The 23,408-nt window shown below is 42.2% G+C and carries 21 protein-coding genes; 8 read left to right on the forward strand and 13 right to left on the reverse strand.

Annotated features, from left to right (window positions below; all coding sequences use genetic code 11):
• Positions 1-31 precede the first annotated feature (31 nt).
• Positions 32-1,342: a PAS domain-containing methyl-accepting chemotaxis protein gene (locus N480_RS25950; protein WP_063374015.1), complete on the forward strand. Its 1,311-nt coding sequence runs from the start codon at positions 32-34 to the stop codon at positions 1,340-1,342.
• A gap of 95 nt (positions 1,343-1,437) precedes the next feature.
• Here the strand turns inward: N480_RS25950 and N480_RS19065 are convergent, their stop codons facing one another.
• The 7 genes from N480_RS19065 to N480_RS19095 all read right to left on the reverse strand — a co-directional run bounded on the left by N480_RS19065 (position 1,438) and on the right by N480_RS19095 (position 10,223).
• Positions 1,438-2,913, reverse strand: coding sequence for a cytochrome P450 (locus N480_RS19065; protein ID WP_063374016.1), 1,476 nt, complete (start codon positions 2,911-2,913; stop codon positions 1,438-1,440).
• Between the two features lie 3 nt (positions 2,914-2,916).
• A complete protein-coding gene (locus N480_RS19070; protein WP_063374017.1) occupies positions 2,917-3,525 on the reverse strand; it encodes a chorismate--pyruvate lyase family protein in 609 nt (202 codons plus the stop codon).
• Between the two features lie 22 nt (positions 3,526-3,547).
• Positions 3,548-5,095, reverse strand: a complete 1,548-nt coding sequence (locus N480_RS19075) for an NAD(P)-binding domain-containing protein (RefSeq protein ID WP_063374018.1) — start codon at positions 5,093-5,095, stop codon at positions 3,548-3,550.
• A gap of 97 nt (positions 5,096-5,192) precedes the next feature.
• Positions 5,193-6,749, reverse strand: coding sequence for an amino acid adenylation domain-containing protein (locus N480_RS19080; RefSeq protein ID WP_063374019.1), 1,557 nt, complete (start codon positions 6,747-6,749; stop codon positions 5,193-5,195).
• Positions 6,746-7,888, reverse strand: a complete 1,143-nt coding sequence (locus N480_RS19085; RefSeq protein WP_063374020.1) for an acyl-CoA dehydrogenase family protein — start codon at positions 7,886-7,888, stop codon at positions 6,746-6,748. The genes N480_RS19080 and N480_RS19085 overlap by 4 nt, the downstream gene beginning before the upstream one ends.
• Before the next feature lie 41 nt (positions 7,889-7,929).
• Positions 7,930-9,150: an NAD(P)/FAD-dependent oxidoreductase gene (locus N480_RS19090; protein WP_063374021.1), complete on the reverse strand. Its 1,221-nt coding sequence runs from the start codon at positions 9,148-9,150 to the stop codon at positions 7,930-7,932.
• The gene (locus N480_RS19095) at positions 9,147-10,223 is read right to left on the reverse strand and encodes an alpha/beta fold hydrolase (protein WP_063374022.1); all 1,077 of its coding nucleotides are present in this window, start codon (positions 10,221-10,223) and stop codon (positions 9,147-9,149) included. The genes N480_RS19090 and N480_RS19095 overlap by 4 nt, the downstream gene beginning before the upstream one ends.
• 295 nt (positions 10,224-10,518) lie before the next feature.
• Here N480_RS19095 and N480_RS19100 point away from each other — a divergent pair, with 295 nt between their 5' ends.
• From N480_RS19100 to N480_RS19110, 3 genes are read left to right on the forward strand one after another with little or no spacing between them, the layout of a single operon-like run.
• Positions 10,519-11,109 carry a carboxymuconolactone decarboxylase family protein gene (locus tag N480_RS19100; protein ID WP_063374023.1) on the forward strand — a complete coding sequence of 197 codons (591 nt, stop codon included), beginning with the start codon at positions 10,519-10,521 and terminating at the stop codon, positions 11,107-11,109.
• A gap of 10 nt (positions 11,110-11,119) precedes the next feature.
• Positions 11,120-11,440 (forward strand): 2Fe-2S iron-sulfur cluster-binding protein, encoded by a 321-nt coding sequence (locus tag N480_RS19105; RefSeq protein WP_063374024.1) that lies wholly within the window; start codon positions 11,120-11,122, stop codon positions 11,438-11,440.
• Positions 11,441-11,450: 10 nt separating this feature from the next.
• Positions 11,451-12,695, forward strand: coding sequence for an NAD(P)/FAD-dependent oxidoreductase (locus N480_RS19110; protein ID WP_063374025.1), 1,245 nt, complete (start codon positions 11,451-11,453; stop codon positions 12,693-12,695).
• Between the two features lie 65 nt (positions 12,696-12,760).
• Here N480_RS19110 and N480_RS19115 read toward each other — a convergent pair whose 3' ends face one another.
• The 5 genes from N480_RS19115 to N480_RS19135 form a co-directional block, all read right to left on the reverse strand.
• Complete coding sequence (locus N480_RS19115) at positions 12,761-13,576, reverse strand: sterol desaturase family protein (protein ID WP_063374026.1); 816 nt, start codon at positions 13,574-13,576, stop codon at positions 12,761-12,763.
• 120 nt (positions 13,577-13,696) lie between these two features.
• A complete protein-coding gene (locus N480_RS19120) occupies positions 13,697-16,828 on the reverse strand; it encodes an efflux RND transporter permease subunit (RefSeq protein ID WP_063374027.1) in 3,132 nt (1,043 codons plus the stop codon).
• Positions 16,828-18,180, reverse strand: coding sequence for an efflux RND transporter periplasmic adaptor subunit (locus N480_RS19125; RefSeq protein WP_063374028.1), 1,353 nt, complete (start codon positions 18,178-18,180; stop codon positions 16,828-16,830). Before N480_RS19125 ends, N480_RS19120 begins: the two co-directional genes overlap by 1 nt.
• Entirely contained in the window at positions 18,164-18,808 is a 645-nt protein-coding gene (locus N480_RS19130) for a TetR/AcrR family transcriptional regulator (RefSeq protein ID WP_063374029.1), read from the reverse strand. Before N480_RS19130 ends, N480_RS19125 begins: the two co-directional genes overlap by 17 nt.
• 96 nt (positions 18,809-18,904) lie before the next feature.
• Positions 18,905-19,804 carry a sulfite exporter TauE/SafE family protein gene (locus tag N480_RS19135; RefSeq protein WP_063374030.1) on the reverse strand — a complete coding sequence of 300 codons (900 nt, stop codon included), beginning with the start codon at positions 19,802-19,804 and terminating at the stop codon, positions 18,905-18,907.
• Between the two features lie 533 nt (positions 19,805-20,337).
• Between N480_RS19135 and N480_RS19140 the strand changes: the two genes are divergently transcribed.
• On the forward strand, positions 20,338-21,006 hold the full coding sequence (locus tag N480_RS19140) for a helix-turn-helix domain-containing protein (RefSeq protein ID WP_063374031.1): 669 nt from the start codon (positions 20,338-20,340) through the stop codon (positions 21,004-21,006).
• A 97-nt stretch (positions 21,007-21,103) separates the two neighbouring features.
• Here the strand turns inward: N480_RS19140 and N480_RS19145 are convergent, their stop codons facing one another.
• Positions 21,104-21,466, reverse strand: coding sequence for a winged helix-turn-helix transcriptional regulator (locus N480_RS19145; RefSeq protein WP_063374032.1), 363 nt, complete (start codon positions 21,464-21,466; stop codon positions 21,104-21,106).
• A 119-nt stretch (positions 21,467-21,585) separates the two neighbouring features.
• Between N480_RS19145 and N480_RS19150 the strand changes: the two genes are divergently transcribed.
• The 3 genes from N480_RS19150 to N480_RS19160 all read left to right on the forward strand — a co-directional run bounded on the left by N480_RS19150 (position 21,586) and on the right by N480_RS19160 (position 23,407).
• The gene (locus N480_RS19150) at positions 21,586-22,167 is read left to right on the forward strand and encodes an NAD(P)H-dependent oxidoreductase (protein ID WP_063374033.1); all 582 of its coding nucleotides are present in this window, start codon (positions 21,586-21,588) and stop codon (positions 22,165-22,167) included.
• Positions 22,168-22,177: 10 nt separating this feature from the next.
• A complete protein-coding gene (locus N480_RS19155) occupies positions 22,178-22,723 on the forward strand; it encodes a redoxin domain-containing protein (RefSeq protein ID WP_063374034.1) in 546 nt (181 codons plus the stop codon).
• 75 nt (positions 22,724-22,798) lie between these two features.
• Positions 22,799-23,407 carry an NAD(P)H-dependent oxidoreductase gene (locus tag N480_RS19160; protein ID WP_063374035.1) on the forward strand — a complete coding sequence of 203 codons (609 nt, stop codon included), beginning with the start codon at positions 22,799-22,801 and terminating at the stop codon, positions 23,405-23,407.
• The last annotated feature ends 1 nt before the right edge of the window (position 23,408 follow it).

The following is a 23,408-nucleotide window of genomic DNA, read 5'->3' on the forward strand; positions in this document are numbered from 1 at the left end:
TCAACAATAAACGCACGGGGTTTTATCATCAATGTTTACCTTTGGAAAAGAAAGAAGAGCTTTGCAACTTGCTATTGAGCAAGAGCGCAATCATAAACAATTGTTAGAGCAAACGCTTGCTTCAGTGGGACGTTCCACAGCGATCATTGAATTCACTCCTGATGGTAAAATTATTACTGCAAACCAAAATTTTTTGGATGCAATGGAGTATTCACTCCCGGAATTAGTTGGCAAGCACCATCGTATTTTTTGCGATACGAAATATACCAGCACCCCTGAATACACAGCACTATGGCGTACTTTGAATAATGGCGAGTTTTTTTCAGGTACGATTGAACGCTTCACTAAGTCAGGGAGGCAACTGTGGCTGGAAGCAAGCTATAACCCTGTTTTGGACACCTCAGGAAACCTGCTCAAAATTGTAAAATTTGCAGCCGATGTTACTGAGCGAGAGCTCACTGCAGTGTCTCAACAAAACGTCATTGATGCGTTATATCGCTCCATGGCCGTCATTGAGTTTGATGTATCTGGTAATGTTTTAACAGCCAATGAGAACTTTCTTGCTGCAACAGGGTATCAACTAAGTGAAATACAAGGTCAACATCACCGAACTTTTTGCCCCAGTCATATTGTGAACTCTCCAGACTATGCAATATTGTGGCGGCAACTGGCTAATGGCCAATATTTTAGTGGCCAAGTAGAACGTAAAGATAAACACGGTCACGAGCTTTGGTTAGAAGCCAGTTATAACCCCGTCATTGACAAAAATGGCCAAGTCATAAAAGTCACAAAGTTTGCGTCGGATATTACAGAGCGAATTATTGCAACTCGCCAAACTCAAGAAAATGTCGGTCATGCATCTGAGCTTGCAGATACGGCCGCACAAAATGGTACTGAATCCGTAAAAACCGTTATCAAACTCATGCAAGACTTACGCACAGATATGAGTGTCGCGGTTACTAATATTGACGCACTCAATAAGCAATCAGACCAAATAAACAACATCGTCTCAACAATCAGCGCGATTGCCGAGCAAACAAATTTGCTCGCCTTAAATGCTGCTATTGAAGCTGCTCGAGCTGGTGAACAAGGACGGGGCTTTGCTGTCGTCGCAGATGAAGTTCGACAACTGGCAGCTCGAACCAGCTCTTCGACCACTGAAATTGCTGATGTTGTTAAAGAAAATGTCGCTTTATCCACGGAAGCAACCGCCTCAATGGGCAAGAGTGCTCAACAGGTAGAGTCTGGTGTATTATTGATAGAAGAGCTCAATAGCACAATTATCGACATCAACCGCCAAGTCGAAAGTATCGTCGGTGCCGTATCACAACTGAGCCAATAGAAAAGTAGGTCAACCTCTAGTTTGACCTGCTTCATAAAAAAACCACCGGCAACGGTGGTTTTAACGTACATAGTCATAATACGAATTAAAGAGAATTAGAAGCGTGGCTTGGCTTTAATCTCGACTTCTTCTGGCACCAAAAATACGCCAGAAATTGCTTTTAAGTTCGCCTTTTTACCTTCTGGAATTGAGAACTCAAATTTGTGCGCCAATTGTGCAAATAAAGTATGGATGATGTATTTGCCAAAATGCTCACCTAAACAACGACGTTGTCCAAGCCCAAATGGAAATGCCTTGCCTTGCTGCTTCTTGCTTAACTCTCCATTATCATCCAAGAAACGCTCTGGAATAAATTCATCCGGCTGCTCCCATAGGGTTTCGTCACGCGTGATACTGTAGTTATTGATTACTAGTGGCGTGCCGGCGGGTAGAAAATAACCATCTAGCAAAGTATCTTTACTAGTTGCATAATTAGCAGCAGGCATGGATGTAATTGAACAGTGACGCAATACCTCGGCGATAAATGCCTGTGTATATGGCAAGTCTGCTTTGTGTTTATTCAATGGGACTTCATCACGTCCTACAACTTCATCTAATTCTTTTTGCACGCGCGCTTGGTATTCAGGGAAAGCAGCTAGGTATAGCAGCGCCCAACGCATTGCAAATGCGCCAACACCGCCCCCAGCACCTGCAACCTGAGTTAAAGAGCCAACTACAATCTCTTTTTCGCCAATATTTAATGCCGCTTTTGTCGCGTCATCTACGCTGTCATTAGCTTCAAATAAGTAATCACATAAATCGCGATATTCACCTGGCACATAATCTTCTTTGCGACGACCCACATTAAAAGACACATACTGATCCAACCCATTTAAATTTGAGCTGAACTTTTCAATCGCATCGCCATACTGAGCGTAATACTTTTCCTGCAAGTTTTCAGGCATTAATTCATGACGCGTACTGTTAATAAACCCATTTGGAAGCCAACTTAAGCTCTTTTCATCAAAGATACTCACCTCAAATTCACCAAATCGGTCGTCAAACATTACTTTGTGTAAAAAGCTCGCTAACTTTAAAGAAACTTCTCTATTTGGATCAAACGAAATATCGCCCTGTTCTTTCCAAACGGCAGCAATGTCGTTAATCTCTGTCGTCATCCACTCTTCTATTTGATCCCAACGGGTAGCAAAGTACTCGCGCATCGCATGTGCAAACACTTTGCGGTGTACTTGCCATTGATCGCCCGCTTCCAACTCTAGGAAGTGCTTTTGTGGCGCAATTTGTAAAATTTCATAATCTGCACGCACGTTAAATACATCATTTTGCGCTACCAGCGCTTCTCTGATGTATTGATATCCGTTAAGCGCCACAATTGGGCCTTTTGCGGTCTCTACTGAGTAGATATCGCCATATTTCTTTGACAATTCTTCTATTATGAGGTGGTAATCTTCGCCCCAGAAAAAGCGCTGACCATCCTCACTGTTAAATGAAATATGAGGAATCGTTGGAGTCAACTTGTCTATGTCTAACTTGCTCTGTGGCAAAGCTTCTGCTGTATCGGTATTTTTCATTGGTCAAATCCCACTGACTAAGGTTGATAATTCTGCTGATGCGAATTGAGAGTCGAACTGCTCTGATTGCATATACCAAGCAAATGGAAACTTCTCGGTAATACGAAATATTTTTTTGCCTTGTGAATAAACGAGATAAGTGCGGTATAACACAAGATCACTGGGCTCTACGGCGAAGTGATGCGACAGTTCACCTGCATATTCAAAGCCCCATGAGAGCAAGGTCTTATAGGTTTCTATTTGAAATTTTTCCCACGCTTTACCTATGGGAATACGCGTTTCTGATAAAGCCCGAGAAAAGTTCACATTCATATTGCCGTGATACACCAAAGAGTCGGCATATAAATAAGGTAACCCAGTTTTAGCCCCATTGAGCGTGATCACACGCTGTTGGCAGTGCATGTCTTCTTCATGTGGAAGTACGTTCACATCGGCCTCGAGTAACTTCTCGACCACGATCTGTTCGCCTACAATACTTTCAAGTAACTGCGTGACCGTACCATCGGTACCCAAGATAATTTTTTGTAGGTAACTGAGCCTGCTTAAGTTATAAGTTTGCGCTTCAAGATTTTCATCTAAGTTGCTCAAACACTCATCTGACAATTGGATCATGTCCTTTCCTCGTACTTGTTATTTACTTGCTGATTTCGCGTAACCCATCTAAACGCAGACGGGATAGCAATTTTTGCGCTGCCAAGGCGACTTCAAAATGAATGATCCGCGGCCAAGAGCTAATGTTTGGGAAACTTAACAAAAACTCACGTGCCGTATGTGTCATGTTATTTGGCCCATCAAGACGGTACTGGGCAGCAAACTGTGGGTTGTGAAGTAGCTTGACTCGCAGTAATGGATCTTTAAACAAGCTCGGGATCTGTGGCATACAGCCGACCAGTTTTGCCATCGAATCCATGTAGTGACAGTAATTCACCAAAGAAGCCACATGCGGTGTGATCTTGTACTCAGTTTGCCAGTGCTTGGTATCGTGCTTCACTGTGTCATGCATTTCCGACAAAGTAGGTAAGTGAGCCTCACCACATGCCAGCTTAGATAAATAACGACATTGCATTTCTGCGATTACGGGTATTCCGCCCTGTTGAGGACGAACGAATCCGATGAAAGACAGCGTGTGGCCCATCTCAGGAATAAACATTTGCTTAAAGAGGTCACGCATATTTGCGATACTGACATCCAAAAATGGGAAGCTCAGCTGATACCCTGTGCAAAATACTACGGCATCGATTTCTTCTCGTGTGCCATCTTTAAATACTACTGAATTCTTTTCGAATCGCTCGATACCACCAATGTTTGGCATGACTTTTCCGTCTGCAATTGGTCGGAAAAGGCGTTCGTTTTTAGTAACGGCCTGGTGATGAGACGGGCCCGATTTTTTCAACCATTCTCCGCGAATACGTACGTGGTCGTTGCGGCTATTTACATATTTATTGAAAATACCTTTGGTGATCCCACCGTGATATTTATGAGGTAATTTATTTACGATACGTGAAGTCAACCACGATGTATCTATCGTAAAATATGGGTCTTCTTGAAACGCCATATAACGCGGTGCAACCGCTGGGTAACGACGCAGTGACAGAATACACTTACGCGCGACTTCTGATATTTCCGATGTAATGTCAGCAGAGCTTTCGCCAAGTCCCACACACAATACTCGCTTGCCAGTGTATTTGTGCTTGTCGCGATAGTCGTTGGAGTGCTCTATTTCTCCTTTGAACATATCAAGGCCTGGTAACTCCGGTAGTTTTGGTTTCTGGAAATGTCCAGAACACACCGCAACCATATCAAATTCTTTGCTTTGCTCTTTGTCACCGTTTTTACATGTGACTATCCACTTGTCACCTTGTTTCTCGACGCGACGAACTTCGTGATCATAGTGAATATGTTTATCAATATCAAAACGCTGTATATATTCACCCAAGTAGTTTATATATTCTTTCTTTGACCAAAATTTTAATTTTTGATGATTCGGGACATAGTCCGAATACGCCATAAAATAATTTGAAATAGTGAGGTGTAAGTCGTCGTAGATTTTCTTATCTGCAAACACCCCTCCGAAGCTCATGGCTTTTTCAAAGCAAGTAACTTCATGACCGCCATCCGTTAATTGTTTGACGGCGGCAATACCAGATAAACCAGCACCTATGACTGCTATGGTCTTTTTCATAAATCTCTCCGTGTATAGCAAGGAGCTGCTCGTTATTACCGTCAAGACAGTGTCTAGCAACAACTCCTAGGTTAATGTTTACAATGACGTAAACTGGTTACGCACCACCCTGCACAATGGCAGTCGCTTGTTGTGGGCGCGATTCTGATAAGCTTTGACGCGATAGTTTGCCGTTACGATTACGCGGTAGCGCATCCCAATACACAATTTGTTCGGGAAGCATGTACTTTGGCAATCGTTTAGCGCAGTGCATTTTTAACGTCAGCAATGACGGGGGTTCAGATTCAGTCGCTATATGTGCTTCGAGCGTCTTAGCCTCACTTAAAACAACTAAACACTCCTTAATAGCTGGGTGTTGGTATAGTGCACGCTCAACCTCCCCTAGGTGTACGCGATACCCTTTGACTTTGACCATATGATCTTGCCTACCAACGTACATAAGTTCGCCAAGCTCATTGATATAGCCAATGTCACCCGTGTTGTAGGCACTTTCAGCTCTGATTTCTCGCCCCCAGTACCCAGAGAAAACCGTCGGACCAATTACGGTGATGAACCCATGCTCACCCATGTCAACTTGACCGCCTTCTTCATTACAAATGGTGATGTGAGCACCACTTGCAGCATAGCCAATCGGTAGTTCTTCAGGCACCACTTCGGGTACCTTGTAGTAACTGCACACGTTGGTTTCAGTTGGGCCATAGAAATTGAAAAGATCAGAAGTTGGAAACTGAGCGCGTAATGCTTTGAGCGACTTCACATCAAATGCCTCACCGGCAAAAATTATGGTATGAAGTTGCTTACAAGACTCACCAAACTGAGGATCAGCATTCATCATCATAGTTAGGGCTGTCGGCACGGAATACCAAATGGTAATGCCACGCTCAGCAATAAAATTCACTAATTTTTGTGGTACATAACTATCCAATTCAGAAACCAGATGTACACTCGCTCCCGTTGCCAACGCCACATAAATATCCAAAACAGACAAGTCAAAGTGCCATGGTGCATGATTAGAAAAGCGATCCTGCGAAGTCGGCTTTATCTTTTCAATAACCCACTTTACAAATGCAAGTGCGTTGGTATGACTTATTCGAACACCCTTTGGTACCCCAGTTGAACCTGAGGTATAAAGCATGTATGCGAGATTATCTTCACTCACAGCGGTATTCATTCTCAATCTAGATGGCTGACATCGTTTGATATCTTGCCAACTGCTTGCTTGATTAGTCTCAAGTGCCTTTGCTGCTGGTGCAGTAAACTCGCCTTCACTGTCCAATATGACAAAATGACAACCCTCAGCACGTTGCTCGCGATATTGGGAAAACTTAGCCTGCGTTGTAAACATCACCTTCATCGCACAATCATTGCGGATAATATCGACTCGAACCATCGGGTTCATCGGGTCAATCGGTACGTATACTGCGCCAAGCTTGGTCACCGCTAACATAGCTGCCAGTGCACGACATGACTTATCAGCCCAAATGCCTACGCGCTCCCCCGCCTTTACTCCTTTGCTTTGTAAAAGCACAGCAATTTGCGTTACTGACAGCGATAGCTCGCCATAACTGTAAGACTCAAAACTGTCAGTCACGGCTAGCGCATGGTCGCCAACTTTAGAAAGCCCGGTAGTTAGTACGTCACTAAGTATCTTCATAGCAGGCCCAACCTATTACAGATCAATTCCCGCTGAATATCGGACGTACCAGAGAACAACACAGACCCTAAAGCGTCTCGAATGCTCGCATCTACACCACTTTCCTGAAGATAACCTAGTGCGCCATGTACGCGAATAGAGTCTATGCCAGACTGAACAAACGCTTCACTAATCGCGAGCTTGCTCGAAGCAACCGCCTTTGTATTATCAACGTTTTGCGACTTTTGCCACGCGGCAAAATAAAGTAGTAGTCTTGCACTTTGAAGGCGCACTTCCATATCTGCAATACGATGTGAAACGGCCTGGAATTTGCTGATTGTCTTGTCGCCTTGTTTACGCGTATTGGCGTATTCTATACAGCGCTCTAAGTCACGCTGCATGACACCAATAAACAACGCAAACAAACAGCATCGCTCCCAATCCATTGAGGCGGCAAAGATGCGTGCTCCCTGGCCTTCACTGCCCAAAACATAATCTTTATGCACTTTTACTTCATCGAAGAATACTTGATTAAGTTGCGCCGAGTTCAAACCCAGTTTCTTGTAACTATTACCCACTTCAATCCCAGGCAAATTCGCGGGCACTACAAAAGCGGTTTGACCCAAATACCCAAACTTGGGATTGGTTGTGGCATACAGAACAAAATAATCAGCAACACTGCCATTTGTTACATAGGATTTTGCTCCCTTGATGACATAGTAATCGCCTTCTCGCCAAGCTTTTGTCGTTAGCTTACCAATATCAGAACCAGCCTCTGCTTCAGATATCGCGTTAGCGGCAATTTTAGCTCCACTTGTTAACCCTGGTAGCAGCTCCATTTTTAGCTTTTCACTGCCATGTTCATAGATTGGCATTGCACACGCGAAGGTATGCGCCGCACCGGCAAACAGAATACCGGTATCAGTACAACCCTGCCCTAAACCTTCAAGAATTTTGACCGTGGTTAAAATATCAAAACCACTTCCGCATGAAGAGTATTTACTATCTATGGATAACCCGTAATAGCCAAACTCACCAAGCGCATGCCAAGCATCTTTGGGAAACTCCCCTTCAGGCACTTTGGAAAAGTCTAAGTCCCTTGCAAAGCTGAGTGCATGTTCAAACAATTCGAGCTGATCCTCATTCCACTCAAAGTTCATAATCAATCCTTCCTTTAGAAGGAAAAGCGCAATGCTTTTCCTTAACCAGCCATCTGCTTACGGTCGTATTCTTCAATCGCATTTCTAAAGATGGTAGGCGCTTTCCAACCTTCACAATCAAAGCAACACCCCCCAAGTAAACGAATTACTTCGTCACGTAAATCAGGGTTTTGCATTTGATACCCAAAGAAAATTGGGTATATCCAGAAGTAACGGATCAAGTCAGCAGCGATTTGCTGGCCACCATTACTCCAGTCACGGTATGCATAAAATGGTGTTTTCCAATCATTGCCGTCGATGGCTTGTTTAATCGCGTCAGCGGCACGGATCCCTTCTTTCATTGCAAACGATACGCCGTATGAAAATATTGGGTCTAAGAAGCGGTGTGCGTCACCGATACATAACCAACCATCTCCAACGAAAGGTTCAATACGGTAAGAAAAATCAGCCATTGATTGCGAATCGCCAATACGTTCTGCATTTTGGAAACGTCTTCTGATCTCAGGGCTGATGTTTTCCATGCCCCAGGCAATGGCATCGTCTGGGTTTTTACACTCTTTGTAGTAAAGGTCTTTCGGGATCACGATGCCTAAACTGTCTGTATCTGGTGAGATTGGGATGATCCAAGACCAGTGATACTGTTTTGAGTACAAGATGGTGGTGTTAGTTGAAAAAGGAGGTAAATCACGTTCCACACCTTTGTAATGGGCAAAAGAAGCGATTTGTTGAGAAAAGAACTCAATTTCGCGCTTACCTGCGATCCCTTTTCTCGACAAGAATGTGTTTTGACCACTGGCATCAACAAGTACTTTTGAGCGCACTTGATGTTCCATATCATCCGCTTTATAGATAGCACCAACAACCTTGCCGTCATGCTTGATAACATCTTTTACAAGGCCTTGTTGATATTCAACACCATGCTCAAGCGCTTTGCGTTTCAGCATATTGTCAAAATCGCTGCGTCTGACTTGCCAAGTAGGAGCTAAAATTGGGATAAAGAACTCATTTTTAGACAAAGAGCCAATTACATTTACACCCGGTTTATCAGGAAAACCAGCTGCATCCATCTCTGGTGCGAGACCCAAGTCACGAATGATTTGACCCGCATTACCAGTCAATGATTCTCCTATATGAAAACGAGGAAATTCATCTTTTTCAATACACAGAACTGAGAGACCTTTTTTACGGCACTCAATACCACACAAACTCCCTGCTGGACCACTGCCAATAATAACTACGTCGTAACTTTTGAATGCGTTCATGCCATTTCCACCTTGTTTAAGAAATCTTCGACAACCCAGACAAATTCTTCTGGGCGCTCTGATGCAGAGAAGTGGCCACATCTAGAAAGTCTTGTAACGGTTGCGTTTTCAAGCTTTTCTGCTGCTTTTTCACTCCATTCTGGTGGAATAATTTGATCGTGATTACCAGCAACAAATAACGTTGGTACCTTTACACCGTCAAATGTCGTTGCCATGGATTTACGTGCGTATTCGTCCAAGAAAGTGTGGTATGCAGGACGAGATAATACATCGTTAAGTAAATCTTCAAGCGCAGGGGTCATCTTAGGTGGGTGGTAGTATGCAGCTGCTAAGAATTGCTCAGGGTTAGCTGACATTTTCTTCAAGTCTCCCCACCAGCTTTCAACATCATCAACCAAACCGAAACCTGTACACACCAGCGCTTTTACTTTGTCTGGGTGGCGTCTGGCGATTTCGGTAGCAATCATACTACCCGCCGAGTTAGCGACTAATACCCACTCTTTTTCTTCAAGTGTCTCAAGGTATTGCAAAGTGTATTCAACATGATCAACATATGAAGGAGAGTCGTTTTCACTCTGGCTCAAACCGAAACCCGCTAAGTCCAATGCAACTGCGTTATGACGACCTTGCACAGAGCGCAGAGTTGAAGACCAAGATGTTGAAGGGTTACCTAATGCCGGTAACAAAATCCATAAAGGTCCATCTCCTTTTACACGTAATGTATGCTGCTTAAATCCAGCACCTGCGGTAACCAATTCGCTTTTAATGCCATAGCTTTCTTGTAACTTAACAAGGCGGTCAAGCTCTGAGCTTGCTTCCTCAGATTCGACCTGCTCTTCTGCACTCAGTGTTTTAATAAGTGCACACAATGTTTCAATGTTTTCGAAATGTACTGGCGTGATGTCGTGCTCTGGAATTTTAGCGCCATAACGCTGATCAACATGAGCAAGTAATCTCACCATAGATAGAGAATTCAAAATCCCCAACTCTAGTAGTGGTGTGTGCTGGTCCAGATCCGGGGCAGCCCCTTCCAGTAAGTCTTGATTTATAAATTCAATAAGTTCTTCAATCATCCTAGTTTCCTATCTAGTCTGGCAATATTGTTGACCCTCAAACAACGCTCAAAACCAAATCGGCTTTGCGTTTCATCAGGCTAGTTTTCTGTCCGCATTCACCAATTAGACATGTATTTGAAATATCTAAGGTGAGATGCAATCGCGTTTCGTTCGCCTAAAAAAACCTTACCGCTATCGAGGTTTTTTCAACATAGCCCCTGTGGACTATCCCATTGGTCCAAACGGACTATAGGCATCTGCATGCAAAGAATTTACTTTGTTGAGAACTTTCACCAAGTCAGGAAACAAGGAAATGAAGCAGGGTAAAAACCATCTAGTCACACCGGTAGAGAGAGAGTCAACGCCTCATTTGGAACCAATTTATCAGGCGATAGAGAATAATCTTGGTTTTATCCCTAACGGCATATTGACTATGGCTAAAAATCCGATGTTAGCGCAGGCTTTTGGGCAGATGTTTGGCTGTTTAAGTAAATTTGAACACATCAGCAATGAGTTAAAATGGGCCATTGCAACAATCAGCAGCAATGCTGCAGGTTGCCAATACTGCCAGGGTCACTTTTCTCATATTGCCAGCAGAGTCAACGTCAACAGAGCCAAAGTGTTAGCAGCATTTGAGTTCGAAACCAACGTGCTATACGACGATGCCGAACGAGCGGCGCTAAGGTTTGCATTTGCATGTAGTACCGCTCCGGCACATCTAGAAAAAAATCACTACGAGGAATTAGGACAGTACTATTCAGAAGCAGCCGTCATTGAAATCGCCGCAGTTATTGCCATTTGTGGATTCTTGAATCGCTGGAATACCGCTATGGATAGCCAGTTAGAGGCCGATCCCGCTGCCATTTTGGATGAAATTAATCAAATTACTAAGTTCACAGTATAAGGACACCACTATGCCTGAGATTACATTCGTTGATTTTACTGGAAATAAAACCAAGGTAGATGTACCAAGCGGTACCTCTTTGATGCAAGCTGCCATGGAAAATATGGTCGAGGGCATTGAGGCTGAGTGCGGTGGTTCTGGTAGTTGTGCTACCTGCCACTGCTATTTGACCAGTGATTGGCAAGGAAAAATCGCAGAGCCTGATAGCAATGAAAGCGATATGCTAGAGATGGTGACTGAACCAAAGGATTTGAGCAGATTAAGCTGCCAAGTATTGGTGTCTGACGAACATCATGGGTTGCACGTTCATTTACCAGAGTCACAATACTGAGGAAGATGTTATGAAAAGGTGTGTCATTATCGGGGGCGGCCATGCTGGTGCTCAAGCGTGCATTAGTCTGCGCAAAGAAGGATGGACAGGACAGATCATGCTGATCACCGATGAAGACAGCCTGCCCTATCACCGCCCTCCTTTGTCTAAAACCTATTTACAGAATCAGGTTACCGCCGCACAACTATTAATTAGACCTGAGGCTGCTTATCTCAAGGATGAGATCGACGTTAAACTCGATACACGAGTCGACAAAATAGAACCTGAAATTCAGAGCATTCAGTTGCAAAGTGGGGAGCACATTAGCTACGACAAATTACTCATCTGTACAGGCAGTAGAGCCCGTAAAGCAGATTGCATGGGCGCAGAGTTGGGTAATATCTTTTACATTAAAACGCTCAACGATATAGAAAAATTGTCAGCCACATTGAACATTGATGACCTATGCATATCTCGGCGTATCGTGATGGTTGGTGGCGGTTATATCGGGCTAGAGACGGCGTCAGTATTAAAGAAAATGGGTCACGATGTGACCATCATTGAGCGAGAATCTAGATTACTGGCAAGAGTAACTGCACACAGTATTTCCGCTTTTTATCATAAACTGCACAAAAGCAATGGCATTAAAATATTTACAGACACTAATGTCGTTGCATTTCAGGGCAAAGATACGGTCAGTACGGTGCTCTGTGAAGACAAAGTTATTCCTGCTGATATCGTCATTGTCGGTATTGGTGCTCAAACAAATACCGAGCTCGCCCAAAGTGCAGGTCTACTTGTTGAAAACAGTGGCATTGTTGTAAATGAGCTTTGCCAAACAACAGACGTTAATATCTATGCAGCTGGTGATTGCACGATTGGCATTGAGCACCACAGTGGCCTTGCAACACGAATTGAGTCCGTGCCCAATGCGTTAGAGCAGGCCAAAACTGCCGCAGCAACTATCTGTGGAAAACATAAGCCAGTCACCGCTGTGCCTTGGTTTTGGTCAGATCAGTTTGATTGTAAAATTCAAATTGCCGGTCTCAACACCGGTTACGATGAAACCCTATTAAGGCAAAGCGATGCGAATACTTTGTCTCTTTGGTATCTAAAACAGGGCAGAGTAATAGCCGCTGATTGCATTAATTCAGCAAAGGACTTTATGGCTGCCAAAAAAATTATCGCTCAAAGAATCAACGTACCTAAAGAAACGATAACCAATTCAAGCATTGATTTATTTAAAGAATTAGCAAGGTTGACACAGCCTAGTTAACCAACTCACATATAAAGTACGCACCCCAAGCGTGAACCAAAAGAAGCCCGTTAAGGGCTCTTTTTTTATTCTTTTGTTGGCTTTTTGCGACGATAGACACGCAAATTAAATGGGTGAAGCAGTTCACCAATAAATGTTTTGCTGTAGCCGTCACGCACACCTAAACTTGTATTACAGGGCCCGGGTACTCGATATGTACCAAACGCTCGATCAAACACTGAAAAAACAGTCGCAAAATTTGTTTGATAGGCCTCTCGGTCCGTTGCGTGATGCCAGCGATGCATTGTTGGCGACACAAACAGTGCACTCCACTTCCCGTAAGTCCATGGAATGTCCGCATGAATAAAGTAGCCGTAATAGTTACGGATCATGTTGTTGGCTACGATGGCAAATGGTGGCGCCCCCATAATAATCAAAAATGACGTGTCTATGATAAACGTGGTTAAAAAGTTGAGAGGGTGAAACCGCTGCAGTGTTAACCAAGTCATATGCTCATCCGTATGGTGAACACGATGAAGCGGCCATAAAAATCTCGAGTGTTCAAATCGGTGCCGCCAGTAGCCAATAAAGTCCCCCAAAAAAACTGCAATGAAAATGGCAACGGGTTGCGGTAATTCATACCAAAGACTTCTATCGACGATGCTCATCTGATAGCCATACAAATAGGTTAATATCACTGACATCACAGGCGCTAAAAGTAGTAAATTGACACTCATCAGAGAAAAGTTAAAAGCACTTCCTGTGAGTGCTGATTTTGCCTGCTTGTATACCTCTTTACCCTTTAAGAGGTAAGCTAACAAAATAAAAAATGCAGCAATCGCAATTAAGTTGTTAAATGCGGTAACCACCTGTCTTGCTCCGGCCTCTAATACTTCCAGCATAATTGGGGATTGACCTTGATATTCGCTAATATCGCTGTTTTACCAATAAAAAAAGGTGCCTACAAGCACCTTTTGTTTGAGCGTCATAATCTGCCGTACTAACGGTAGGGCAAATGATTACTAAGCGTGTACAGATTTATGAGAGGTATGTGGTTTTGCGACGCCCAAGTCTTCCAAAATGCTGTATAAACATGGTAATACGAGTAAAACCAAACAGGTTGAGGTCATAATCCCAAACACAATGCTGGTCGCCAAAGGGATTAGAATCTGCGCTTGCAGGCTCGTTTCGAACAATAAAGGTGTCATACCAGCAATTGTTGTTATTGATGTCAGAACAACTGCCCTAAACCGATCATGGCTCGCCTGAGCTGCTGCTTCATGTACACTCATCCCCTGCTTCACACGGCTTTTTACAAACTGCACCAACAAGATTGAATCATTTACCACAATTCCTGCTAAGGAAATAAACCCCATTAAGGAAGGCATTGAAAAGTTGATACCCATTATGAAGTGCCCCCAAATGACGCCTATCATCGCTAGAGGGATTGAGACCATCACAATGAGTGGTTCAATGTAGCTATGAAACTGTAAAGCGAGCAAAAGGAAAATTCCAATCATGCCCATTAACATAGCACGTCGCATCGAGGCTTGTGTGATGCCTGCATTTTTCACTTCACCTTCGATAGAATACGTTACATTGGGGTAACGTGTTGGTAGGTCGTGCAAAAATCGCTTTTTCAAATCCCCGACGACAGCACTGGCGGTGTTCAACTCACTATCAACATCAGCATAGACAGATACACTCATTAGGTTATCCACACGATTAATAACCGCAAAGCCTCTAGTTTGTTCAATATTAACCAAAGCAGATAAAGGGATCGCTATACGTGAAGTTGGGTGGATAATTGGAAAGTTATCAAAGTCACTATATTCATCTAGACTTTCGTCGCTTAGTTTTACAGTCACTTCATAGTCTTCTAGTCCTACATGCGTCTCAAGTAACTTAGTTCCTTGGAATGCAGGACGCAACTGATTGGCAATGGCAGCTGAATTAAGGCCCAAATCTAATGTTCCAGGTTTAAGCGTCAGAGTATATTCGGGTTTTCCCGGCCTCAAATTATCCGTGATATTTTGTACCCCATTATAGCCCTTTAGCCAATTTTTAAGTTCGTACGCTGCGTGCGTTAATTGCTCTATATCGTCGCCTTTTAATCTGACATCGACTGCTCGGCCCTGCGGTCCTAATTTGGGCTCTTTGAAAGATAAAGTTAACGCTTCTGGCAAAGTACCTAATTCTTCTCGCCACGTATCCGAAAAAACTTGAATAGTAGTATTGCGCTGCTCTGCACTTAACAAGTCCACAGATATATATGCTAAATTGGCACCTTGATCTTGATAATCAGGGTTTTCACCATAGGTAACTGTCATCGCTTTGACTAATTCAGTGTCCTCATTTTGACTCAATTTGCCATTTGCGCGCTTGAGTGCACTCTCTATCTTTTCCATCGTTTGTTGTGTTACTTGAAACGGCGTACCGTTTGGCATCAACAAGCGACCTTGCAAAACATCTCCATCAATATCGGGGAATGCCGTAAACTTTAAAGTCCCTGAAATAAGCATACTCAGTGAGAATAAAAAACACGCAACCACAGAACCTATGACTAAATACCTATATTTTATTAGCTTATGATTAAGCGTTAAGATTTGGTCATTCCAACGCCGGAACTTCTCCTCAAACTTCGTTCTAATCTCCCCCACTTTTATGCTAAATGGTGTTTCTTTAGACTTGGTTTGTAGGGCATGTGACAAATGGTTGGGCAATATAAGAAATGCTTCTATGAGTGAAACGGTAATAACTGAAATTAATACGATTGGTATCACTTTGAGGATCTGGCCTAAATTACCTTCAATAAACACCAGCCCCACAAAAATACATAAGGTCGTGACAAATGATGAAAATACGCCAGGTAGCACCACTAACGTACCTTGTAATACAGCTTCTTTAATTTCTAAGCCTTGTTCCACCTTTGTGCCTATAGACTCAGCAATAACAATCGCATCATCCATCAATATGCCAAGCGCGAGTAATAGCGCAACCATCGAAAGCATATTGATTGAGATACCAAAATGCAGCATCAAAAAGAAACTGGCCAAAAATGAAACAGGTAACCCCATTACAACCCAAAATGCATATCGAAATGAAAAAAACAGCCACATTACGCCAAAGACGAGCAATAAACCCTGCCATGCATTACTGATGAGTAGTGAAATTCTATCTTTTACCAAACTAGTATTATCACTGGTAAGTGTAAGTAAAACAGTATCTGGCAGAGTTCGCTTGACCTGCTCAATAACTTCTTCTGTCGCCTCTAGTACACGTAGGCTATCATCGACTGAGTTTTTCTTTATTGTCAAAATAGCCGCTTGTTGGTCGTTGTAAAATATCCGCTTTTCATCTTTCTCAAAGGTATCTTTTACTTCGCCAAGATCGGCGATAGTAACATCATTGCCTTGTGTGCCATGTGATACCACCAAACTAGATAAGCTCTCGGCATCTCTGCGCTCGTCCATCATGCGAATCTGTGTATCCGAATAAGGTGTTTTCAATGTCCCGAGCGGTAACTCCACATTTTGGCTAGTTACTCGATTTCCAAGCTCTTGTACACTGATCTTGTGTTGTCTCAACATGTCTTGTGATGCTGTGACACGCAGTTGGTGTTTAGAAAAGTCACTGATTTCGACGATTGGAATTTCGGGATGTCTAAGCAACTGTTGCTTCACCTTTTCAGCAAGGGCCTTTAATTCAACTCTGGATAAAGAGCCATTCTTAGCAGCCAACGCAACACTTACTACATCCTGTGTCCTGCCGCGTTCATTAATAGTCCACTGCTCTACTTGTGTGGGGAAGTCGTCAATTGTATCGATGGCATTTTTAACATCCGTTGTAAACTGTTCAAAGTCACCGTGCTCAAACATTTTAACCGTCATTCGCCCTAGGTTTTGCCTCGCAACACAGTGCTTCTCTTCCATAAAACTAATACCATCCAAGGCGCTTTCTAGACTTAAACAAATTTTTTGCTCGACATTTTCTGGTGTCGCACCAGGGTAAGGCACAATAATATCAATTTGATAGGTGTCGATCTGTGGGAGTGTTTCCCTTTTAATTTGGGGTAAGCTAAAGAGACCAATTGCAAGAAACAAGACCATTAATATGTTTGCCGCTGTCGGGTGAGCAATAAAAAACCTAATCATCAGTGTAACTCCTTGCCATTCGCAGTGCTCAGCTGCGCAGGAGCCTCAGACAAGTCAAGTAATGTGCCCTCTATAGCGGGAAATAAATCCGTGGTAACTAGTTTTGCACCGTCTAAGCTGCTGTGTTGAAGTAAATAACTATCCTCTTGCTTTATCGAATCTGTAAGGTCTAACTTTCTCAATTGGTTATTGTCATCTGCAATCAGTGCGTAGCGACCTCTGACTGCATGTCTAGGAATAACAACAAAGTTTTGGGCGGCAGCGGTTAAAGAAACCTTTGCTCGCAAACCCGCAATTAAGGGTGGCCTTTCGCCAAGCTTGATCTTTTCATAGCTGTTTTGAATAGCGACCACAACCCCGATTGTTTGACTCTGGGGATCAATTTCGTCACTTAAGCGTTCTATATTTGCCTGCCAAGTAATACCACTTTGGGATAATATTTCAACAGAAGCTGCCAACTCCTGAGCTTTTAGATATGACGCCATGCCATCACTAGAAATGTTTTCTATATTGGGCCGTTGTTTGAAAAAGCCTGAGAATTGATTGAATGTGTTATAAGTAAATTGGGCATTGATTAATACTTTTTCCACATCACTTGCACTAAATAGTGTGGCACCTTTTGTCACAAGCTGTGAGCGCTCAACATCCACCTTATGAATACGACCAGTAAAGGGTAAACGAATTTCAGTTCGCTTGATATCCAGCTCAGCCTTATTAACGTCTGCTTCTGCTTTTTTAACTTGTGCTTGTAACGCTTTTATCTCAAGGGGTATTAATCTTTTTTGGTTCAAATACCGTTGCAAATCTTGGCGTTGGACCAGCACACTTTGCTGCGCTCTATCTAATTCAGTTTGTGACACACCAGATTTGTCGAATAACTTTTCAGTACGTTTAAACTCCGACTCTGCAATGCCGAGTTTGTGCTCGCTCAGCTTAATATCTAATTTGTTGTTATCTTGGGCAGTGCGCTTAGCCGCCAAATCAACTTGCGCTGCAGCTAAGTTGGCTTCTGCTTTGGCTAATTGTAACAAGTAGTCACTGTCATCGATTTTTATCAACAGCGTCTGCGCTTTAAAAATCTCCCCTTTTTTTAGGGCTGGATGTATATAAGTAACAGTGCCTGTGACTTCTGCAAGACTGGTTAGTTGAATGTTGGGTTTAACTTTGCCGTAGCCCGTAATTTTGGGGCGTACAAATTGCTGAGTTAATACTTGATATTGAGCAGGCTGCCCAGCTTGCTCAATATTGTCATGTTGAATTGAAGATTTCAGCTTAACAACCAATATCACCAATACAATGCCCACTACTATCGCAATTGGCAGGTTTTTTCTTGCACTAAAATTCCACCTCATTGATGTCACTCTCCTTAAGTCCGAATACAAATCGCTGGTATAAATCCTTTGTCCATTGCTCACCTTGAATTTCGGTGTCGTCAATTCCCCAAGCTTGTTGCCTTAGTGTTTTTAAAATGTAAGGAGAGACTAGCAACGTAATGAGCTGAAAAGCCGCCAATTTAGCTTTTCTTAAATCTTCTATTCCCGTTTCTTGCTGAATAAACTGAGGCAAAAACTTAGAAACACGGGTTGGAAAAGCTTCCATAAAAGCTTGTGCAAGAGGTGTCGTTTTATTCAATACTTCTTCACTCAGTAAGTGAACAAAGCCCGGGTGGGTATGAAGTATTTCTGCAAAGCGACAAATAAACAAATAAAGCGGCTTTTTATGCTCACTAAGGATTTCAAACTGAGCAAAGTGTTCATCCGCTAACGATTGTATCAATTGGACAAAGAGGTTTTCTTTGCCACCAAAGTAATACTTTATCATCGCGGAATTAATACCCGCTTCTGCCGCTATGTCTCGAATTGTTATTTGACTATAAGACTTTAAATTTAATAGCTCTTTTGCAGCCAATATCAACTTTGCACGCTGCTCAGCTTGCTTCACCTCACAGACAGGCCTGCCTCTTGTGACTTTTGTTGTCATACCTTAACTCCAACACCTTTTTTATTTTTTTAATCACGTAGTTAATTAAATAAAAAGATTTAGCCACAGTCAACAGATGTTTATTCTTTAATCAGATTAAATTGCGGCGCCTTGATACCAAAGTTCATAGCTGGTAAATGACACTTCCAGCAAAATCAACAAGAGTAAGAAACTTACAAGTTGACCTACTTTAACCTTTGAGCAGACATATGCACCAAGCGGAGCCCCAACAACGACAATAGGAATTGCTGCAAGTAAGTAACTTTCGATTTGTGGAGTAATGGCATTTAAATGCCACGCATTGATTGCGCTTCCAACTAACGAAGTAAATGCCATCACTACAACAGAAGTTGCCGTCGCCTTTTTAATATCCGCATTATAGGCAATCACTAGTAACGCAAATAGCGCAATATCAGATCCTGAGCCCACTAACCCACTTGCAATACCGCCGCAAAACGCAACTAGCATAAACCGCGCTGTGCTTGGATTAATTCGCTGGGCACTCTCTTGGTGATGCGCCTTTCTCCACCAACGCAGCAACATGGTCACCGCAAAACACAGCAGCAAAAAACTGAAAATGGACTTCACTACCAACCTTGGCGATAAAGGCGCTATATATATTAAACTGATTGCTACACCTAAGGCAGACATAGGCAACGCTAAGAGGACGAGGTTTGTATATATCGGTATGCGACGGCACAATATTGTTATTGTTGCGGCTGTCATGCCAAAACTTTGTATTGCCAACGAGAAAACTTTGGCAGTGCTTGGCTCAATGTGCAGGACTTTGGTCATGACTGGGAATGCCACAGCCCCTCCTCCTAACGCCGTACCACCTGCGACAAATGACCCAAGTGCCATGGTAGCTGCAATTTCAACTTCCTGCAGGATTTGCAATAAAGCGCTTGAAAATCCTTGCATCCAAATCAACGCTGCATAAATAAAAAGCGTGAAGTATAAAGGCCATGTCGTTGGCTTTCTTAGTTTATCAATCATGATATTTCCCAGTCCCTGCTACGATTGCGAGCATTCTAACAAAAGGAAAATATCCATGCGAATAGTCTTTTAGGACCATAGCTGTTTCACTCCTTGTCTTAAAATTGACCGTTATACGAAACGTAAAAAATAACCGATCAATTCATTTGATTGTCAATTGTGAACTTTTTTTCTCATTTTTTGATTTAGATCAACTTGACTTTTTTTTATGAAAAGTCATGATACTCGCAAATTCGTGTTATATCCATTAAAAACAATCAGATAGTGGGAATATCTTATTCCCAAAAACAAAACAAATCAGGGTATATAAATATTTTTATACAGTTAAAAAAGCGTAAAAGAACATTTTTTTAAACTTTTATACTTATTTAACACACAATTCTTTCACTTTTCGTTGATATCAATTCCCCGTTCATGTTTAATTAATCGTGCGATTAATTAAATGGAAGACCGTCAAAACAAGATCGGATAAGATCCATAGAAGCGATTAACCGATGTGCCTTTTGAGATCGTATTTGTAAAGGAGAATGCATATGTTTTTGGGTTGCACTAAAGAATTGTCTAGCGTATTAAAAGCAATCGAATTGTTGAAAACATCGATTTTTGAACATTCACTAGATGGAACAATATTTCAAGAAGCGATGTCCTTCGCTGAGTCAGATGAACTTTATTTAGCACTAATAGATAAAACTAGCTTAGAGGTTAAAACCGAATATTTACGTTCATTTCCAGAGCACTTCAAGGAAGATTTATTGACAGTTGCAAAACTTAAGAAATTTAAAAACCTAAATTTACTAAAAAGCTTATGTAAAGACAGAAACCCATTATCCGATGTAACCGTCTACGACTTAGACAATCCCAACTCAAAATATCTGACACTGGTGGCTTTTAACAACAAGCGTTCAAATCGCAGTGCCCCTGCGTCCTATTTAATTGAACTTATATTGCCTTATCTACATAAAGCACTCATTGCACGCTATCAATCAGATAAAACCAACCGCTCACCGATTAAATCTCTGACCTGTCGTGAGAAAGAAGTACTAGATTGGATTTCATCTGGTAAAACAAATGGTGAGATCGGTATGATCCTTGGAATTAGTCAATACACGGTAAAAAACCATGTTGCAAAAATCCTTGAAAAACTGAACGCGCCGAATCGCTCTGCGGCTATGGCGCTGAGTAAAGAACTGGGCCACAGATAAATGTGTTTGCCTAGGTACATGAAAATACTCATGTCGCACACGATGTATCTATGTCTAAATGTGATTTTTAAGGTGCTTTAAGGCTTGAATCGTTATGCTACAATTTAATATCGTTTGATTCAGACCATACTCGCAGTAATTCCAGTATTCCCAGAGCAGACCGGCCAAACTCAGTTAACTCGTAAGTAACTGCAACAGGCCGGTCACTAATCACCTTTCTAATCACCATTCCCTCTAGCTCAAGCTCTTTTAGCCGTTGATCAACCATTTTTTTCGTCGCTCCTCCAAGAAGTCGAACTAAGTCATTGAACCTCACCGGTTCATCTTTCAAATGATATATAATTGACCCTTTCCACTTCCCTCCAATTAAACGCATTCCTTTCTCAATTGCACAGGGTTCATCACAAGCATTGAAAACTTTTTTTCTACCTTTACTATCTGTTTCTATTGAGCTTTTCATAATTTCTTCATAAATATAACTAGGTTACTAAAAGTATACTAATTGATCTTACTTACTAGGTTCCTAAACTATACCACACACATAATCTGTTGCGAAAATAAGTAAATCAGGAGACCTATATGAGTAATGTTTTAATCATCAACGGCCATCATTACTACCCTTTCTCTGAAGGCAAATTAAATGCCACATTAGTTGACCACGCAAGGATGATGTTTGAGCACCAAGGTCATCGCGTCCGTACAGTATCAATGAAGGATGAAATCGATATAGAACAGGAACTTAATAACCATAAATGGGCTGATTTTGTATTATTCCAGTCTCCGATAAATTGGATGGGGGTAACATGGTCGTTTAAGAAATATATGGATGAAGTATATACAGCAGGCATGGCTGGGGCATTGTGCGAAGGAGACGGCCGAAGCGCACAACAACCGAAAAGCAACTATGGCGGTGGCGGAAAATTATCTGGCAAGAAATATATGTTTTCTGTCACTTTGAACGCACCCGAAGAGGCTTTTAATAATAAAGATGAATTTTTCGATGGCAAATCTATCGATGATCTACTATTCCCTATGCATATGAATTTTAAATTTTTTGATATGGCACCTTTGCCAACGTTTGCCTGCTACGACGTAATGAAAAATGCAGATATTGAAGCCGACTTAACACGTTTCACAGCACACATAACACAGTACTTTTGAGGACAAAATCATGCCCAACAATTATACAAATAAACTTCATCCAGGTATGAAATTTCCCGAATTTTCATTACCCCTCCTAAATGGTGAGGTACGCACCGTAGGCAAGCCACAAAATGGACTAGACTGGCAACTCGTTCTGATATACCGAGGCCAACACTGTCCACTTTGTACAAAATACCTTAATCAATTACAAGTTTTAAAGAGTGAGTTTAATGACATCGGCGTAGATATTATTGCCGTGTCTGGCGATAGTAAGGCTCAGCTTGAGACTCATCTTGAAAAGTTAACCATCGACTATACGATTGCCTATGGTTTGACCATAGAGCAAATGAAAGTGTATGGATTGTACATTTCAGATCCTCGCTCTGCTGAAGAAACTGACCATCCATTTTCAGAGCCGGGCCTATTTGTAATAAACGAAGATGGTTTGGTTCAAGTAGTCGATATATCCAATAACCCATTTGTCAGGCCTGAACTCGGGGCTTTAAAAAATGGTTTGGCATGGATCCGTAACCCAGACAATCACTACCCGATACGTGGGATGCATACATATTAATTCTCAAACATGGGCGTGCGTGACTCTGCTTGCGTACGCCTCACTATTACTTTGGCTTAATAATGGCAGTTTATAATGAAAAACAATAAAATTTTGCTCCTTTTTGCACACCCGTCTAAACATCGCTCGAGTGTCAATGCGCCGATGTTTGAATATGCGAAATCTCTAGACTACGTGACCGCGGTCGATCTCTATGCACAATACCCCACCTATCAAATTGATATTGATAAAGAGCAACAACGGCTGAATGCGCATAATGTAGTGATTTTTCAATTTCCTTTTTATTGGTACTCGACACCTTCGATTTTAAAAGAATGGCAAGACTTGGTGCTCGAATATGGGTATGCATATGGACAAGGTGGAGACGCACTTAAAGGCAAATTATTCATCTGTGCGATTAGCGCTGGCGGTAAAGAAGAAGCCTACCGGGCCAAGGGATATAATCATTTTACAGTCAGAGAGTTACTCCAACCTCTTGAACAAACGGCGTATATTACAGGGATGACCTATTTACCGCCATTTGCACTGTTTAGTAGCCGCTCTGCACAAACAAGCGGAACAATTTCGGCACACCTTAAGCACTGGAAAACACTGCTCCAAGCATTACATCAAAATACAATCGAACCAGACACCACGGAGTCATTGATTACTATAAATGACCTGTTGGACACGAGTGAAAATTAGG

The organism is Pseudoalteromonas luteoviolacea S2607, assembly GCF_001625575.1.
Lineage (GTDB): Bacteria > Pseudomonadota > Gammaproteobacteria > Enterobacterales > Alteromonadaceae > Pseudoalteromonas > Pseudoalteromonas luteoviolacea_E.